The sequence below is a fragment of the Leptotrichia sp. oral taxon 215 str. W9775 genome (genome assembly GCF_000469505.1).
Classification (GTDB): Bacteria; Fusobacteriota; Fusobacteriia; order Fusobacteriales; family Leptotrichiaceae; genus Leptotrichia_A.
This window is the reverse complement of the sequence record NZ_KI272836.1, coordinates 70,346-86,018: the sequence shown is the minus strand read 5'-3', so window position 1 is coordinate 86,018 and position 15,673 is coordinate 70,346. Positions and strand designations below refer to the sequence as shown.

Annotated in this window: 16 protein-coding genes; all 16 read left to right on the top strand. The window is 31.2% G+C overall.

Annotated elements, in window-relative coordinates; genetic code table 11:
• The first annotated feature begins 129 nt into the window (after positions 1–129).
• The 16 genes from HMPREF1984_RS03410 to HMPREF1984_RS03340 all read left to right on the top strand — a co-directional run bounded on the left by HMPREF1984_RS03410 (position 130) and on the right by HMPREF1984_RS03340 (position 15,625).
• A complete protein-coding gene (locus HMPREF1984_RS03410) occupies positions 130–327 on the top strand; it encodes a hypothetical protein (protein WP_036099605.1) in 198 nt (65 codons plus the stop codon).
• A 259-nt stretch (positions 328–586) separates the two neighbouring features.
• Entirely contained in the window at positions 587–1,690 is a 1,104-nt protein-coding gene (locus HMPREF1984_RS03405; protein ID WP_021766500.1) for a hypothetical protein, read from the top strand.
• A gap of 302 nt (positions 1,691–1,992) precedes the next feature.
• On the top strand, positions 1,993–2,244 hold the full coding sequence (locus HMPREF1984_RS11605) for a hypothetical protein (protein ID WP_051314446.1): 252 nt from the start codon (positions 1,993–1,995) through the stop codon (positions 2,242–2,244).
• Between the two features lie 69 nt (positions 2,245–2,313).
• On the top strand, positions 2,314–3,069 hold the full coding sequence (locus tag HMPREF1984_RS03400) for a hypothetical protein (protein WP_021766498.1): 756 nt from the start codon (positions 2,314–2,316) through the stop codon (positions 3,067–3,069).
• A gap of 237 nt (positions 3,070–3,306) precedes the next feature.
• The gene (gene rpsB / locus HMPREF1984_RS03395) at positions 3,307–4,098 is read left to right on the top strand and encodes a 30S ribosomal protein S2 (RefSeq protein ID WP_036099603.1); all 792 of its coding nucleotides are present in this window, start codon (positions 3,307–3,309) and stop codon (positions 4,096–4,098) included.
• Positions 4,099–4,188: 90 nt separating this feature from the next.
• Positions 4,189–5,070, top strand: a complete 882-nt coding sequence (gene tsf / locus HMPREF1984_RS03390) for a translation elongation factor Ts (RefSeq protein ID WP_021766496.1) — start codon at positions 4,189–4,191, stop codon at positions 5,068–5,070.
• A gap of 52 nt (positions 5,071–5,122) precedes the next feature.
• Positions 5,123–5,836, top strand: a complete 714-nt coding sequence (gene pyrH, locus HMPREF1984_RS03385) for a UMP kinase (RefSeq protein ID WP_021766495.1) — start codon at positions 5,123–5,125, stop codon at positions 5,834–5,836.
• Positions 5,837–5,909: 73 nt separating this feature from the next.
• Positions 5,910–6,467, top strand: coding sequence for a ribosome recycling factor (frr, locus tag HMPREF1984_RS03380; protein WP_021766494.1), 558 nt, complete (start codon positions 5,910–5,912; stop codon positions 6,465–6,467).
• Between the two features lie 24 nt (positions 6,468–6,491).
• Positions 6,492–7,532: a rod shape-determining protein gene (locus HMPREF1984_RS03375; RefSeq protein WP_021766493.1), complete on the top strand. Its 1,041-nt coding sequence runs from the start codon at positions 6,492–6,494 to the stop codon at positions 7,530–7,532.
• Between the two features lie 251 nt (positions 7,533–7,783).
• Positions 7,784–8,386: a dephospho-CoA kinase gene (gene coaE, locus HMPREF1984_RS03370; protein WP_021766492.1), complete on the top strand. Its 603-nt coding sequence runs from the start codon at positions 7,784–7,786 to the stop codon at positions 8,384–8,386.
• A gap of 97 nt (positions 8,387–8,483) precedes the next feature.
• Positions 8,484–9,278: an LCP family protein gene (locus HMPREF1984_RS03365; RefSeq protein WP_021766491.1), complete on the top strand. Its 795-nt coding sequence runs from the start codon at positions 8,484–8,486 to the stop codon at positions 9,276–9,278.
• A gap of 26 nt (positions 9,279–9,304) precedes the next feature.
• Entirely contained in the window at positions 9,305–9,904 is a 600-nt protein-coding gene (gene yihA, locus HMPREF1984_RS03360) for a ribosome biogenesis GTP-binding protein YihA/YsxC (RefSeq protein ID WP_021766490.1), read from the top strand.
• Between the two features lie 40 nt (positions 9,905–9,944).
• Entirely contained in the window at positions 9,945–10,505 is a 561-nt protein-coding gene (locus HMPREF1984_RS03355) for a LemA family protein (protein ID WP_021766489.1), read from the top strand.
• Positions 10,506–10,561: 56 nt separating this feature from the next.
• A complete protein-coding gene (locus HMPREF1984_RS03350; protein WP_021766488.1) occupies positions 10,562–11,722 on the top strand; it encodes a DUF2207 domain-containing protein in 1,161 nt (386 codons plus the stop codon).
• A 12-nt stretch (positions 11,723–11,734) separates the two neighbouring features.
• Complete coding sequence (locus HMPREF1984_RS03345) at positions 11,735–13,666, top strand: DUF2207 domain-containing protein (RefSeq protein ID WP_021766487.1); 1,932 nt, start codon at positions 11,735–11,737, stop codon at positions 13,664–13,666.
• A 51-nt stretch (positions 13,667–13,717) separates the two neighbouring features.
• A complete protein-coding gene (locus HMPREF1984_RS03340; RefSeq protein WP_021766486.1) occupies positions 13,718–15,625 on the top strand; it encodes a DUF2207 domain-containing protein in 1,908 nt (635 codons plus the stop codon).
• Positions 15,626–15,673 lie beyond the last annotated feature (48 nt).

Below are 15,673 nucleotides of genomic sequence, written 5' to 3'. Positions count from 1 at the left end.
CTTCTGGAGTTGTTGCAACTATCGTTAAGTAGTAATAAAAACTAAATATAATAATGAATAGTGTTGATTATAATTAAAGTTACATAATTTAGTTATAATCACACTATTATTTTCGAAGGAGAATATATTTTGAATAGATTAAAGAAGATAATTTTAACTGTTCTTATGATTTTTACTTTATCATCTTGCACAGGAATAGGAATTGGAGTGGGAATTCCAATAGGTCCAGTTAGTGTGGGAGTTGGAACTACATTGAAAGCTCCAAAAAGTAAAAATAAAAATGCTGACAAACAGATAAAAGATGTAAATTACGATGAATTTAATTAAATATATTCTATTATATATAATATATATAATTAAAAATCATATAATAGAAAAAATATATAGAAAAATATAGAAAAAGTCTTTTATTTTTTGGAAAGTGTAGTATAATTAGAATGTAAAATATAACAAAAATTCTGGCAACTTTAAACAGATAAATTTAGTTTTTATTAAAAGACTTTACAAAAGTTTTATATTATGTTAGAATATACCTAGGTTGTTAGAATAAAAAATTTAAAACAAAGAAATTTTAGGAGGAAAAGTTATGAAAAAATTGTTAGGATTATTAGCATTAACAGTTGCTGTTTCTGGTATTGCTTCTGCTGATCAAGACTATTTGAAAAGCATTAACGCAACTACTGAAATAAGACAAGGATGGACAGACAAAACTGGAACTGGAGAAGGAAAAGCAAACGGAATTGGAAACGAAGGTTTCAAGAAAGACAACAGAGCAAGAACTAGATGGAGAAATGTTGTAAAAGGAGAATTAAAATTAGTAGATGAATGGAATTTAGATGCTAAATTTAAAGTTCAACATGACAATGACAATTATCGTGATGTTGTTGGTGGAACAGCTACAAATCCAGTTTACGGTTCAACAAAAAGAGCTGAAGGATGGGAAACTAACTTTGAATTAGCAAAACCTGTAAAAATCGGACCAGTTGAAACTACTACAGCTTTAGGATGGACTCATAAATCATCAAGAGCTAAAACAAATGGAACTCAAGGAAGCTACCATACAGTAGGACAATCAAATGAAATCTACTTCGGGCCAACTTTTGGAATAAGCGTATTAGGACAAAACATTTCTACTACATTACAAGCAGTTTATTTCAACTCTAATGGTGGAAAAGATGCAGATTATGCTTATTCAGGAAAAGAATTCGAAAGAAGAAAAACTGAAGGATACGGATTTAACGCTGATTTCTTAACTGATGGAAAAATCTTTGATAACAATGCTGGAAAATTAGGATACTATGTAGAATTATATAACCACTTAAGAGATGGTGAAGGAAAATTATCTGCAACTGGTAAAGAAGCTAAATCAAGTGTTTACTTAGATTACATTGTAGGAGCTACTTATACTACTCCTTCAGTAGCAGGATTCTATGGACAACTTAATGTTGAAAATGAATGGGAAAAACATACTGCAGTAACTGGTTACACAAATAACTTCTCATTGTGGACTAATGCAGGATACAAAGTAGGATTTGACACTCCAGTAGGAACTGTTACAGTAAATCCATTTGTAAAATACAGACCACTTCACAGAGAAACTGTTTACAACAAACATGATGATGACAAAAAAGTAACTTCTGAATTTAACGAAGTAAGAGCTGGATTAGGTGTTGGGTTAACAGTTAAATAGTTTAAATAAATTATTAAAAGAGAGAAAGAAATTTCTCTCTTTTTTTGTATTAAAAAAAACAAAAAAATTCTAGAAAAATAAGAAAATAAATTCACAAGTTTTCCTATACTTTGAAAAAAATTTTTAAAAACTTTGAAAATGACTTGACAAATTAAAAAAAATTTGGTAAAACTATATTATTAAAATATTATATGTTTTTGTATTTTTTAATAAGTTGTATATATGTATATATAAATGTTATAAATATAATAAAGATAAATTTTGGAGGTCATTATGAAAAGATTTTAGGATTATTAGCATTAATGGTTGCAGTTTCAGGAATTGCTTCAGCTGATCAGGATGTGCTGAAGGATATAAAATTCAGTACAGAAGTTAGACAATCATGGCAAGACAGAGATGGAAAAGATGCAAACGGAATTGGAAACGAAGGATTCAAAAAGAACAACAGAACAAGAACAAGAGTAAGAAGCTTTATTTCTGGAAACCTTTCATTAAATGATGAATGGGGATTAAATGCTTACTTCAACTTCAAAAATGATAACGATAAGCTATAAAATAAATTTAGTGGAAACAGCATCACTCATAATGGAACTTATGGTAAGAGAGATAACTGGTATACTACTTTGGAATTAAGTAAAAGTGTAAAACTTGGTTCATTTGAAGTAACTCCTACATTAGGATGGTATAATGAAACAAACAGAAGAAAATTAAATTCAGCAGGAAAAGAAGATCCGGCTGGTTCAATGAAAACAACTGGAATATCAAATGATATATATTTCGGGCCATCATTTGACTTTAAAGTGTTTGGACAAAATGTTTCAGCTACATTGCAGGCTGTATATACTGACATTAAAAAAGGTGGATCAGGAGATTATCACCTTTCAGGAAATGATTTTGTAAAAGGAAGAGCAGAAGGTTGGGGATTCAATGCAGACTTTAGCCATGACAAGGATATTTATAACGGAGCGGCAGGAAAAGTATCATACTCAATCGGATTAACTCACCATTTCAGAGATTTAAAAGGAAAAGTTGCAGAAACTGGAAAAGATGCAAAATCAAATGTATATATTGACTACTATACTGGAATAAGCTATACAACTCCTTCTTTCAAAGGATTCTATGGTAAAGTTTTAGTTGACAATGAATGGGAAAAATACACTGCTGTAACAGGATACTATAATACATTCTCTGTATGGACAGATTTAGGATATAAAGCTTCTTTTGATACTGCAGTAGGAAAAGTAACAGTAAATCCATATGTAAAATATAGACCAGTACAAAGAGCAAGTGAATACAACAAACATAATGAAAATAAGAGAGTGACTACAGAAGTTAACGAATTAAGAGCTGGATTATCAGTAAGTCTTGCTACAAAATAAAATTATAAAATGAAAATATATAAAACATGGCTTAGAATATAAGTCGTGTTTTTTAATGCTAATAAAAAATGGGAATTGTAAAATATTGACAAGTAGTATAAAAAATGATAAAATACATTGATTATTAATCACACTTTGTTTTATCTGGAAATAGGGTGTTATCTAAAAAAGAATAAAGATAATCTGTTTTCAGAGATAAGTGGGAGAAAAAAACCAAAAAAAATTAGGAGGAAAACAATGGCAGTAATCACAATGAAACAATTATTAGAAGTAGGAGCACATTTTGGGCATCAGGCAAAAAGATGGAACCCAAAAATGAAACCTTATATCTTTACAGAAAGAAATGGTATCCACATACTTGACCTACACCAAACATTAGCAGCAACAGAAAAGGCTTATGAATTTGTAAGAGAAATCTCTTCAGAAGGTGGAAAAGTATTATTCGTAGGAACTAAAAAACAAGCTCAGGATGCAGTTAAGGAAGAAGCTGAAAGAGCTGGAGGATTCTATGTAAACCACAGATGGCTTGGTGGGCTTTTAACTAACTTAAACACAATCAAAACAAGAGTAAAAAGATTAAAAGAACTTGAAGAAATGGAAGCTGACGGAACTTTAGATACAGCATATACTAAAAAAGAAGCAGGATTATTAAGAAAAGAAATGGCAAAATTGTCAAAAAATATCGGTGGAATTAAAGAAATGAAAAAATTACCTGCAGCATTATTTGTTGTAGATATTAAAAAAGAATTCCTTGCACTTGAAGAAGCTAAAAAATTAGGAATTCCTGTAATCGCTTTAATCGATACAAACGTTGATCCTGAATTAGTAACTTACAAAATACCTGCAAACGATGATGCAATCAGATCAATAAAATTATTCTCACAAGTTATTGCAAATGCAGTTATTGAAGGAAACGGTGGAGTAGAAGGATTTGTTTCTGAAGAAGTAGAAGCAGAAGTTTCTGAAGACGGAGAAGTTGTAGAAGAAGTAGTTATTGAAGAAGTTGCTGAAGAAACAACAGAAGCATAATAACAAATATAATAAAATAATAGGGGAATAAAGCCATTCCCCTGTTCTTGTAAAAATAGAAAAATAAATATGAATTAGGAGGGAAATAAAGTGGCAATTACTACAGCACTTATTAAAGAATTAAGAGAAAGAACAGGAGCAGGAATGCTTGACTGTAAAAAAGCTTTGGAAGAAAATGGCGGAGACATAGAAAAAGCAATTGACTGGCTAAGAGAAAAAGGAATTGCTAAAGCAGCTAAAAAATCTGGAAGAGTAGCAGCAGAAGGATTAGTATTTGCAGCGGTTTCAGCTGACAGAAAAAAAGGTGCAATATTAGAATTCAACTCTGAAACAGATTTCGTTGCTAAAAATGACGAATTTAAAACTTTCGGAGAAAAATTAGTTCAATTATCATTGGAACATGACCTGACAAGTGAAGATGAATTAAAGGCATTTGAATTAGAAGGTAAAAAAGTAGAAGATAACTTAACAGAATTAATAGCTAAAATAGGAGAAAATATGAACATCAGAAGATTGAAACTTGTTTCAACTGATGGATTTATAGAAACATATATTCACCTAGGTGGAAAAATAGGAGTATTATTGAATGTTTCAGGAGAAGCAACACCTGAAAACGTAGAAAAAGCAAAAGGAGTTGCAATGCATGTAGCAGCTATGGATCCTAAATATTTGAATTCAGAACAAGTTACAGCAGATGACCTTGAAAGAGAAAAAGAAATTGCAAGACATCAATTACAGCAGGAAGGAAAACCTGAAAATATAATTGAAAAAATTCTTGAAGGAAAAATGAGAAAATTCTATGAAGAAAACTGTCTTGTTAATCAGAAATATGTTAGAGATGACAGCGTGACTATTGAAAAATTCATAGCCCCTAGTTCAATAATATCATTCGACAGATTTAAAGTTGGAGAAGGAATAGAAAAAGAAGAAGCAGACTTCGCTGCAGAAGTTGCTGCAATGGCAGGAAATTAAAATAAGGGGGATATACCCCTTTATTTTTTAAAAATATTGAAGGAGAATACTTATGCTCAAATATAATAGAATATTATTGAAATTAAGTGGTGAAGCACTTGCAGGAAATAAAGAATTTGGATTTTCAAGTGATGTTTTACAAAGTTTTGCAAGACAGGTAAAGGAAGTTCATGATAAAGGTGTAGAAGTTGCCATAGTAATCGGTGGAGGAAATATCTTCCGTGGAGTCAGTGGAATGCAGGAAGGATTTGACAGGGTAACTGGTGATACAATGGGAATGCTTGCTACTATTATGAATGGACTTGCATTACAGGATGCAATAGAAAGACTTGATATTCCTACAAGAGTATTGACTGCCGTTCAGATGCCTCAGGTTGCAGAACCTTTTATAAGAAGAAGGGCTATAAGACATCTGGAAAAGAAAAGAGTAGTTATTTTTGCAGGTGGTACAGGAAATCCTTATTTCACAACTGATTCATGTGGAGCATTAAGGGCAGTGGAAATTCATGCTGATGTACTTGCAAAAGGAACAAAAGTAGACGGAATTTATGATAAGGATCCAATGAAATTTGATGATGCAGTAAGATATGACACTGTAACATTTGATGAAGCCATAAGTAAAAATCTTGGTGTAATGGACACGACAGCTTTATCATTATGCCGTGAAAATGATATGCCTATAATTGTTTTTAATGCCCTTGAAGAAGGAAATATATTAAAAATGGTTCAAGGTGAAAATATAGGAACAGTAGTTGTGAAAAAATAAAAAATATGATGTAAAAAATAAAAAAATTAAATTTTTAAAATAAAAAAGAATATAAAAATTAAGGTGGTGTAGAATGTTAGAAGCAATTTTAACGGAAGTACAAAATAGAATGGAAAAATCATTGGAAAGTACAAAAGAAAAATTTTCCCATGTTAGAGCAGGAAGAGCAAGTGTTTCTATGCTTGACGGTGTCACTGTAGAAGCATATGGTTCACCAACGCCTTTAAATCAGGTAGGGACAGTTTCTGCGCCTGAAGCCAGACTGCTTACAATTGATCCTTGGGATAAATCATTGATACCTGCAATTGAAAAATCTATATTACAGGCTAATTTAGGATTCAACCCTTCAAATGATGGTAAGGTAATAAGACTTGCAGTACCTGAATTGACAGAAGAACGTAGAAAAGAATATGTAAAGCTTGTAAAAAAAGAGGCTGAAGAAGGAAAAATCGCAATTAGAAATGTCAGAAAAGATATTAATAATAAGCTGAGAAAACTTGAAAAAGACAGTGAAATAACAGAAGATGAACTTAAATCAAGTGAAGAAAAAGTTCAAAAAATGACTGACAAATTTGTTGCGGCGGTAGATGAAGCTCTGGATAAGAAAGAAAAAGAACTTCTAAAAGTATAATTGCGTAAATAAAAGGAGAAAGCTATGTCAAGATTAACAAGATTTCTGAATTTTTTCAGGATAAATAAAAGTATTGCAATAGATCTGGGGACATCGAATGTTTTAATTTATGACAAACAGAAAAATAAAATAGTGTTAAACGAGCCATCAGTAATTGTAAAAAATAGAAAAACCGGTGAATTAGTTGCAGTTGGAAAAGAAGCTAAGGAAATGGAAGGAAAAACAGCAGAAAGTACTGTAGTTATAAGACCTTTGACTGAAGGAGTAATTTCTGATATTGATGCAACTAGGGAAATGCTTAGCGCCTTTATTAGACAGATATACGGAGGTTCTCCATTCAGACCGGAACTTATGGTATGTGTTCCAATTGAAATGACAAGTGTTGAGAAAAAGGCTATTTTTGATGCTGCCATAGGAGCAAAAAAGATTTATCTTCTTGAAGAAGGAAAGGCTGCAGTTGTCGGTTCAGGAGTAAATATTTCATTACCGGAAGGAAATACAGTTATTGATATCGGTGGAGGATCTACTGACATTGCAATTCTTTCAATGGATGAAATAATTTCAAGTAAATCTATAAGAGTCGCAAGTAACAAATTTGATACAGATATAATAAAATATGTAAAAAAGGAATTTAATCTTCTTATAGGGGATAAAACTGCAGAAGAAGTAAAAATTGAACTGGGAACAGCAATAAAAGTTCCTGAAACAGAAAATGAAATTTCAAGTATAAAAGGAAGAGACTTGGCAACTGGAATACCGAAGAATGTTGAAATAACATCAAATCAGGTTTACGAAGCTATAAAAGATTCTATAAATGAAATTTTATCAGCTTTAAAGGAAGTCCTTGAAAAATGTCCGCCGGAATTATCGGCAGATGTAATTGACAACGGTATTATCCTTACGGGTGGAGGTTCCCTAATAAAAAATCTTGATAAACTTATAGAAGATGAAGTTAAAATTACGATTAAGAGAGCAACTAATCCTCTGGAATCAGTAGTTATAGGTGGTGGAAAAGCATTTAATAACAAAAAACTGCTTAGGGCTCTGGAAATGAAGGAAATGTAAAAATTCGGAAATAGTAAAAATCAAAAAAGGGATATTTAAGTAGGAATCGATGAGAATATAATTTACAGCTGATAAATCAGAAAATTGAAATTATGTTTTACTTTTCTTATGAAAAGTACCCTTTTTTGATTTTTACCGGCAGATTAAAATACAGGAAATAAAAGGTAAGAAATCAAAAAAATATTGCAAAGATTAAAGAAAAGATATAAAATATACTGTGTTAAAATGACTGAACTAAAAAGAGGATTTTTATGGTAATAGGATTGACGGGAGGCATTGGAACAGGGAAAAGTACAGTCAGCAGAAAACTGAGGGAAAAAGGATATCCGGTAATAGATCTTGATATAATATCAAGGGAAGTTATAACATATCCTGAAGTAATTGATGAACTTGTCAGAAATTTTGGAAATGAAATTCTGGAAGAACAGAATGAAATTTCAGGGAAAAAGAGTATTTCAAGAAATAAATTACGGCAAACAGTATTCAAAGATGAAAAAAAGGTAGCTGTATTAAACTCTATTATGCATCCTCCCATTATTGAAGAAATGAGAAGGCAGATAAAGGAATTAAGGAAAGATTACAAGACTGTATTTGTGGAAGTTCAGCTTCTTTTTGAAGTAAAGCTGGAGAAGGAATTTGACATGACGGTGCTTGTCTATGCCGATAGGAAAACACAGATTGAAAGGGTTTTAAAAAGAGATGGAAGGAGTGAAGGGGAAGTTCAGGAAATAATAAATGCCCAGATGTCCATGGATGAAAAACGTAAACTTTCTAACTACATAATAGAAAATAACGGAAATTCTGAAATGCTGGATCTGGAAATTGAAAAATTTATAAAGAAGTTAGGAATTTAAGTAGCATCTGAAAATAACAGGAAAGAGAAATTTAGTAACAAAAAAGACAATAAAAGATAAATGGGGTGAAAAACATCCTTAAAAAAAGGAGAAAATCATGAAAACAATAAAAAATATTATATTACTTTTACTTTTTGCATTACTGGCATGGCTTAGTGTACCTTTTAATGTTCTTGTACTGGGAAGTGATGCAAGACCATGGCAGCAGATAAAAGGGTCAAGAAGTGACGCCATAATAGTTATTAAGGTTATACCGCTTCTTGCAAAAATAAAAATGATTTCAATACCTAGGGATACTTATACAGATGTTCCTTGCGAAAAAGGTGGAAAAGTGGATAAAATAAACCATTCGTATGCTTTTGGAGGAAAGGAATGTACAATAAAGGCAGTGGAAGAACTTCTTGATACAAAAATAAATTACAGTGTTGTATTCAGATTTGATGATGTTATTACGCTGACTGATATAATGGGTGGTGTCGACATAGTTGCAAATCATTCATTCACACAGGATAATGAAACATTTAAAGAGGGAGAAAAATATAATATAAAGGGTGCAAGAGCACTGGCATATACAAGACATAGAAAGACAGACAGCGCCTTCAAGCGTGATGAAAGACAGAGACAGGTAATGCAGAGTATAGCAAAGAAATTAGTATCTCCGGCAGGATGGGGATATGTTCCGGGAGTATATTCCTACATGCAGGAAAAAATGGATATATCATTTAATCCGATTAAAGGAATTTCAGCATTACCGGCTATTCTGATTAATAAGACTAATTTTGAACAGCACGAAATAAAAGGTGATGGAAAAATGATAAAGGGAATATGGTATTTTATACCTGAAGATGCTTCATTGAATGATGCAAGAAAAGAATTTAAAGTATGGTTTTAAAAAAATAAAAATAAAAGGAGATAAACTTGGAAATAAAAAAAGCGGAATTTGTAAAGTCGGCGGTTCTGGAAAAGGACTATCCTGAATTTAATGGAATTGAATTTTCCTTTATAGGAAGGTCAAATGTTGGGAAATCCTCACTTATAAACTCGCTGACAAATAGGAGAAGTTTGGCAAGAACTAGTAAAACTCCAGGAAGAACACAGCTTATAAACTATTTTATGATTGATAATGAAATTCATTTTGTGGATCTTCCGGGATATGGTTTTGCGAAGGTGCCTGACGCAGTTAAAAGAAACTGGGGGAAAACAATAGAAACATATTTAAAGTCAGACAGGGAAAAGGTGGTATTTTTACTGCTTGATTTACGTAGGGTTCCGACAAAGGATGACCTTGAAATGCTTCAATGGCTGGAACATTATGATGTTGAGTATTATATTGTTTTTACAAAGGCAGACAAGCTTTCAAACAATGAAAAATTTAAGCAACTTAAAGAAATAAAGAAAAAGTTGCAATTTGACAATGAAGATGTATTTTTCACATCAGCTTTAAAAAATTCGGGAAAAGAAGAATTAGTGGACTTTATTTTTGAAAGATGGGAAGAATATACAAAGGATTCAGAATAGGAATAAATTTATACATTAAATAAAAAAAGGAGATGTTATTATGTTTGTAATTATTTTAGGAATTTTAGCAGTTTTAGTTTTAATGGCAATAGGAATTTATAACAAATATGTGAAATTGAAAAATCTTAATGAAGAAGGATGGAGCGGAATAGAAGTTTATCTTCAGAAAAGACTGGATCTTATTCCTAACCTTGTAAATACTGTAAAAGGGTATGCAACACATGAAAAGGAAACATTGGAAAATGTAGTAAGACTTAGAAGCCAGATGATGTCAATAGATACAAAAGACATTGACAATATCGAAAAAATACAGAAAATAGAAAATGAAATGACAAAAACTTTAAGATCAATAATGATGCTTCAGGAAAATTATCCTGACCTTAAGGCAAATGAAAATTTCCTTAGCTTACAGTCACAGCTGTCTCAAATAGAAACAGAAATTCAAAGTTCAAGAAAATATTACAATGGTACAGCTAGAGATAGAAACACTTTTGTTGAAACTTTTCCAAATAATATAATAGGTGGATTTTTAGGATTTAAAAAGGCAGAATTTTTCAATGCTTCAGAAGGAGCAGAAAGAGCACCTGAAGTTAAGTTCTAGTGTCTAGAAAATTAAGAGGACAGTTTGAAGTTTTATAGTAAAACGGAAAGGACTGTATGAAGTATCATTTAAAAACAGAAGGAATAATAACATTGGCAGTTATGATGGGTGTACTGGTATTTTACAGTTACATTACATGGAAGTGGTATGGAAAAAGAAGGATTAAAGATATTGAGCCTGTGTCAGAAATTCCCAAAAATATTTCTCCAATGATGGCAGCCCTGGCAGATGGAATAAAGGATGCAACGGAAATAGTATATATTGGTATGCTTTCCCTAATTGAAAAAGGATTTATAAAAGTTGAAGATTCCGTATTTGACATAATTTTTTCTAATGAGCCTGGCTATAAAAAAGACGGAGACCAGTATGTTTTCAATATGGAAAAAATAGGAGATTATGGATACAGGGGAAGAGTACTTTCTAAAGAGGAAGATGAATTTCTCGAAATACTGATTGAATATAATGACGGTCAGCTATTTAAAGGAAGAGAATATACTTTTGAAAATAATACGGTAATTTTAGAGAAGTTAAAAAAAAGATATCAGGGAAAACGTGAAGAAGCTTTTTTTATACCAAATAAGGAATTTATTTTAATATTTATATTTATAATGATATTTTTTAACTGCCTGCTGTTTGGATTAGCAGGTTGGGAAGCAATTGTATCATTATCAATATTTTTGCTCAGCTTTTGGGTTATATTTTTAAACAATATAGCATATATTTGTTTCAGGAATAGAATGATGCCAATGAAATTTATATTTCTTAAGATAGTAATAATTGCTATAATGTTGGTTATGACTATAGCTATGTGTACTTTTCTAATATCAATGATAGCTGTTTTAGGATTTCCTTCAATATTTGTAGTATCAACTGTTATTTTATTTCTTTTTTATTTAAAGAATATAGGAAGATATACAAAAAAAGGAATTGAAGCCAAAAGACATCTGGAAGGGTTGAAAAAATACATAAAAAGTGGTGAATCAAAGAAATATGATGATATTGAAGAAATGATAGCATACTTTAAAGAAATAATACCATTTTCAGAAGCTCTGAGCATAAAAAAGGAAACTATCAGCATGATGGATAAAACTATAGAATTGTCAGGATTTGAAAAAGAAAAAGAATATATCGATAAAGAAATAGCAGGTTTGATATATAAAAATGATAAATTAAAAAAATTATTCGGAGAAAAAATATTTTACAAGTCTATCAGATAAAGGAGACTTTTTATGAAAAAACAAAGACAGAAGAAATTTTTAACGACATTATCTGTAATCTTTATGGCGTTTTTGTTAAATGCCGGTTCATTAATCGCTGAGGCAATAAAAAAATACGATGTTTCAATACAAATTAATAAAAATGGGACATTGACAGTAAATGAAGTAATAGATTATGAATTTGATAATGATCTTAAGCATGGAATTTATAGGGATATACCTCTGCGGTCACAAAAAAGTGGAACAGATGTTTATAAATCCCATGTGAAGATGAATTCTGTAAAAAGAAATGGTGAACCTGAAGAATACACTTCTGATACTTCCTATGAAGGAGTAAGTTACAGGGTAGGTTCTGCAGACAGATATGTGGATTCAGGTATAAATAAATATGAGTTTAACTACACAATATATAATGCTGTATTTGAAAAGGATGGAATTTATCAGGTATATTTCAATCCAATAGGGCAGTTCTGGAATGTTCCCATAGAAAGTGCAGATGTGAGCATAAGTTTTGAAAATAACCAGCCTATAGGAGAAAATGAAATTAAGCAGCTGGAAGTGTATACGGGGGAATATGGAGTAACAGGGCAAAATTATACCATACTTCAGAAAAGCGGTATTATAAAAATAGAGACTAATGGAGTTCTTGAACCACGTAATGGACTGAGTTTCAGGTTAAATTTAAAAACAGACAGAATAAGTCCTACATGGCTTGATAAACTGGAAGTTCTTTATTATGCTGATCCTCTTGTGGTAGCAGGGCCTATAATAATTTTAATGCTGGCTATATACGGATTTATAACATGGTTCCTGTTTGGAAGAGATCCGGCAGGAAAGGCTATTATTCCTGAGTTTAACATACCAAAGGATATTTCTCCTATGTATGCAGGATATATAAAGGGTGTGAGGGATCCGAAGGAAATGCTGACAATAGGAATGCTGTCACTTCTTTCAAAAGATTATGTAACTGCAGAAGATACAGAAGGAAACGGAAAGAATGTAAAGTACAGGCTTGCCAAGGATACTGAAAGAAATCCTGAACTTTCATCTGAAGAAAAGGCTCTGCTTTCAGTTCTTTCAGATAATGAAAAGAGTATATTTAAAAATGAACAGGGACTTTACACAGCCGCACAAAAAATTCTTAGTACATTGGAAACGAGATACAACAAAAAAATTTATATTGATAACAATTTATTTAAATTTCCATTTGCTATTGGGATAATAATGGTCTTAATAATAGGAATGGGAATGCATGATGTATTTGAAAATATATCAGGCAGTATGGAATATATCATACCGGTAATAATAATCTGTTTTGGTTCAATTACAGTTGTATTTTCAGTTTTAAAGAAGGTTTTTTTGGTAAATTCACTGTCTTCAACATTTATAATGTTTCTAGCGGCTATAGTTTTTGGGGCTTTAACAGGAATGGCAGGGCTAGTTATTATGCTGATAATTTGTATTATGTATAACATTTATTCAAGACTTATAGGAAAATATACAAATGAAGGTATGAGAAATAAAGAATATCTTGATGGAATGAAAATGTACATAAAAACAGCTGAAGCAAACCAGATTATGAAATTTAATGATGTAGATGAACTGGTAGCATATTTTAAAGGAATTTTACCTTATGCAGTGGCTCTCGGAGTGAAAAATGAAGCTATAAAACTGATGCAGAAGGCAATAAAACTGTATAATTATGATGAAAGTACATATTATGATATAAACAGAAGGGTTTACTATGATTCCTATAACAATCATTTTATGGCAAATGAAATTTCAAGAAGATATAATAATGCATATAATCAAATAATGGAAGATAGATTTAAAGACATGAAAAGTGCAAACGGAGGCTCAGGTGGCTTTGGTGGAGGTGGCTTTTCAAGTGGTGGAGGCTTCTCTGGCGGCGGTTCCGGTGGAGGAGGTGGAGGAAGCTGGTAGAAATACCGGCTTTTTTCAAAAAATAATACTTCTATTTTGTTGGGAGGCATAATGAAATATTTGAAAGCTAACAGAACTATAAATCATTTAAAAATATTCTTCATACTTTTTTTGATGTTTCAATTTAATTTTATATCAGCATATGCTGAAAAGATAAAAAATTATGAAGTTTCAATACAGATTAATAAAAATGGAACATTGACAGTAAATGAAGTAATTGATTATGAATTTGATGAAAAACTTAAACATGGAATTTACAGGGATATACCTTTAAATTATAAAAAATTAGGTTTTGAGATGAATAAAACCTTTATAAAAATGAATTCTATAAAAAGAAATGGGCAGCCTGAGGAATATACAAAAAAGAAATTTTTTGAAGGAATAAGATATAGGGTAGGTTCTGAAAGTACTTATGTCAATTCTGTAGAAAAAAACAGCAGATATGAATTTAACTATACTGTTTATAATGCTATCTCTAAAAATAAAGGTATACATCAGATTTATTATAATGCAATAGGTCAGTTCTGGACTGTGCCGATTGAAAATGCAGATGTAATAATTTCTTTTGAAAATAATCAGAAAATTGAAAAAAATGAGATTGAAAAAATAGAGGTAAGCACAGGAAGTTATGGAGAAAGCGAAAATAATTATGAAATGCATGATGACAATGGAAAAATAATTATTAAATCAACGGAGGAGTTTTCTCCGGATACAGGCTTGACTTTTCTTCTAAATTTAAAAACAGATAAGATAAAGCCATCTATTTTAGATAAAATAAAAATATTGTTTACAATAAATCCCTTTTTTATAACAGGGCCTCTAGTTTTACTATTTTTAATAATATATTCTTTTGTAACATGGCTATTTTATGGAAAAGATCCTGTTAAAAAGGCAATTATTCCGGAATTTAACACTCCAAAGGGGATATCTGCCATGTATGCGGCATATGTAAATGGAACAAGGGAACCTAGGGAAATACTTTCAGTCGGAGTAATGTCCCTCCTTTCAAAAGGCCATATAAAAGCTGAAGATGAAGAAGGAGACGGAAAAAATGTTAAATATACTAAAGTAGAAAATGAAAATGGTACATTAAAGGAAAAACTGGATGAAGAGGAAAAAATAGTGCTGGAGGCATTAAGTTCCGGACAGGATGGTATTTTTAGCGACAACAGGAGTCTATATAAATCAGGAAGCAAGGTACTTAATCTGTTAAGTGACAGATATAGTAAAGTTACATACAAAAAGAACTATATATTTCTAACACCTTTTTTTCTGGCAGTACCAATTTTGCTGTTTGTAACCTTCGCACCTACGAATAAATATTTTTTTCAATTTTTTGGTTATAGAATAATATTATTTTTTCTTCCAGTATTTTTTTCATTGGCAAATCTTATAATTATTTTGAATAAAAAAATATTGTGTTCCATAGCAATCATAATAACATTGATGCTTTCAATAAAATTAGGAGTAGAGATGTTTATACTTGCACTATGTTATATGATTTTATTTATAGTGTATTTTATGGTGATTGGAAAATATACGGATAAAGGGCTTAGGGAAAAGGAATATTTAAAAGGTATGAAAATGTATATTAAAACCGCTGAAGAAAATAAAATACAGAAGTTTAATGATGTTGATGAATTAGTGGAATATTTTAAAGGAATATTGCCATATGCGGTAGCACTTGGAGTTAAAAATGAAGCAATAAAATTAATGGAAAAATCAATAAGATTGAATAATTTTGAAGAATCAGGTAATTATGTAAGCAGCAGAGTGCATATGCCTTCGTATTATTATTCTGATTTAACAAGGTCATTGTCAAGGGAATACAATAAAGCATATGAAAAAATATCAGAGGAAAATTTCAAGGCTTCAAGAAGTCATAGTGGCGGTGGATTCTCAGGAGGAAGAAGCCGTTCCGGTGGCGGTTCCGGCGGAGGAGGCGGAGGAAGCTGGTAGGGATGTTGGCTTCTGGTGTATTTAAAGTCAATTGTAAAATAGTCTGTT

Bases quoted from the DNA above. Each gene is read 5' to 3' on its own strand.
- HMPREF1984_RS03350 (WP_021766488.1), top strand. From the start codon at position 10,562: ATGAAGTATCATTTAAAAACAGAAGGAATAATAACATTGGCAGTTATG.
- pyrH (WP_021766495.1), top strand. From the start codon at position 5,123: ATGCTCAAATATAATAGAATATTATTGAAATTAAGTGGTGAAGCACTT.
- rpsB (WP_036099603.1), top strand. From the start codon at position 3,307: ATGGCAGTAATCACAATGAAACAATTATTAGAAGTAGGAGCACATTTT.
- coaE (WP_021766492.1), top strand. From the start codon at position 7,784: ATGGTAATAGGATTGACGGGAGGCATTGGAACAGGGAAAAGTACAGTC.
- frr (WP_021766494.1), top strand. From the start codon at position 5,910: ATGTTAGAAGCAATTTTAACGGAAGTACAAAATAGAATGGAAAAATCA.
- HMPREF1984_RS03355 (WP_021766489.1), top strand. From the start codon at position 9,945: ATGTTTGTAATTATTTTAGGAATTTTAGCAGTTTTAGTTTTAATGGCA.
- HMPREF1984_RS03365 (WP_021766491.1), top strand. From the start codon at position 8,484: ATGAAAACAATAAAAAATATTATATTACTTTTACTTTTTGCATTACTG.
- HMPREF1984_RS03405 (WP_021766500.1), top strand. From the start codon at position 587: ATGAAAAAATTGTTAGGATTATTAGCATTAACAGTTGCTGTTTCTGGT.
- HMPREF1984_RS11605 (WP_051314446.1), top strand. From the start codon at position 1,993: ATGGTTGCAGTTTCAGGAATTGCTTCAGCTGATCAGGATGTGCTGAAG.
- HMPREF1984_RS03375 (WP_021766493.1), top strand. From the start codon at position 6,492: ATGTCAAGATTAACAAGATTTCTGAATTTTTTCAGGATAAATAAAAGT.
- HMPREF1984_RS03345 (WP_021766487.1), top strand. From the start codon at position 11,735: ATGAAAAAACAAAGACAGAAGAAATTTTTAACGACATTATCTGTAATC.
- HMPREF1984_RS03340 (WP_021766486.1), top strand. From the start codon at position 13,718: ATGAAATATTTGAAAGCTAACAGAACTATAAATCATTTAAAAATATTC.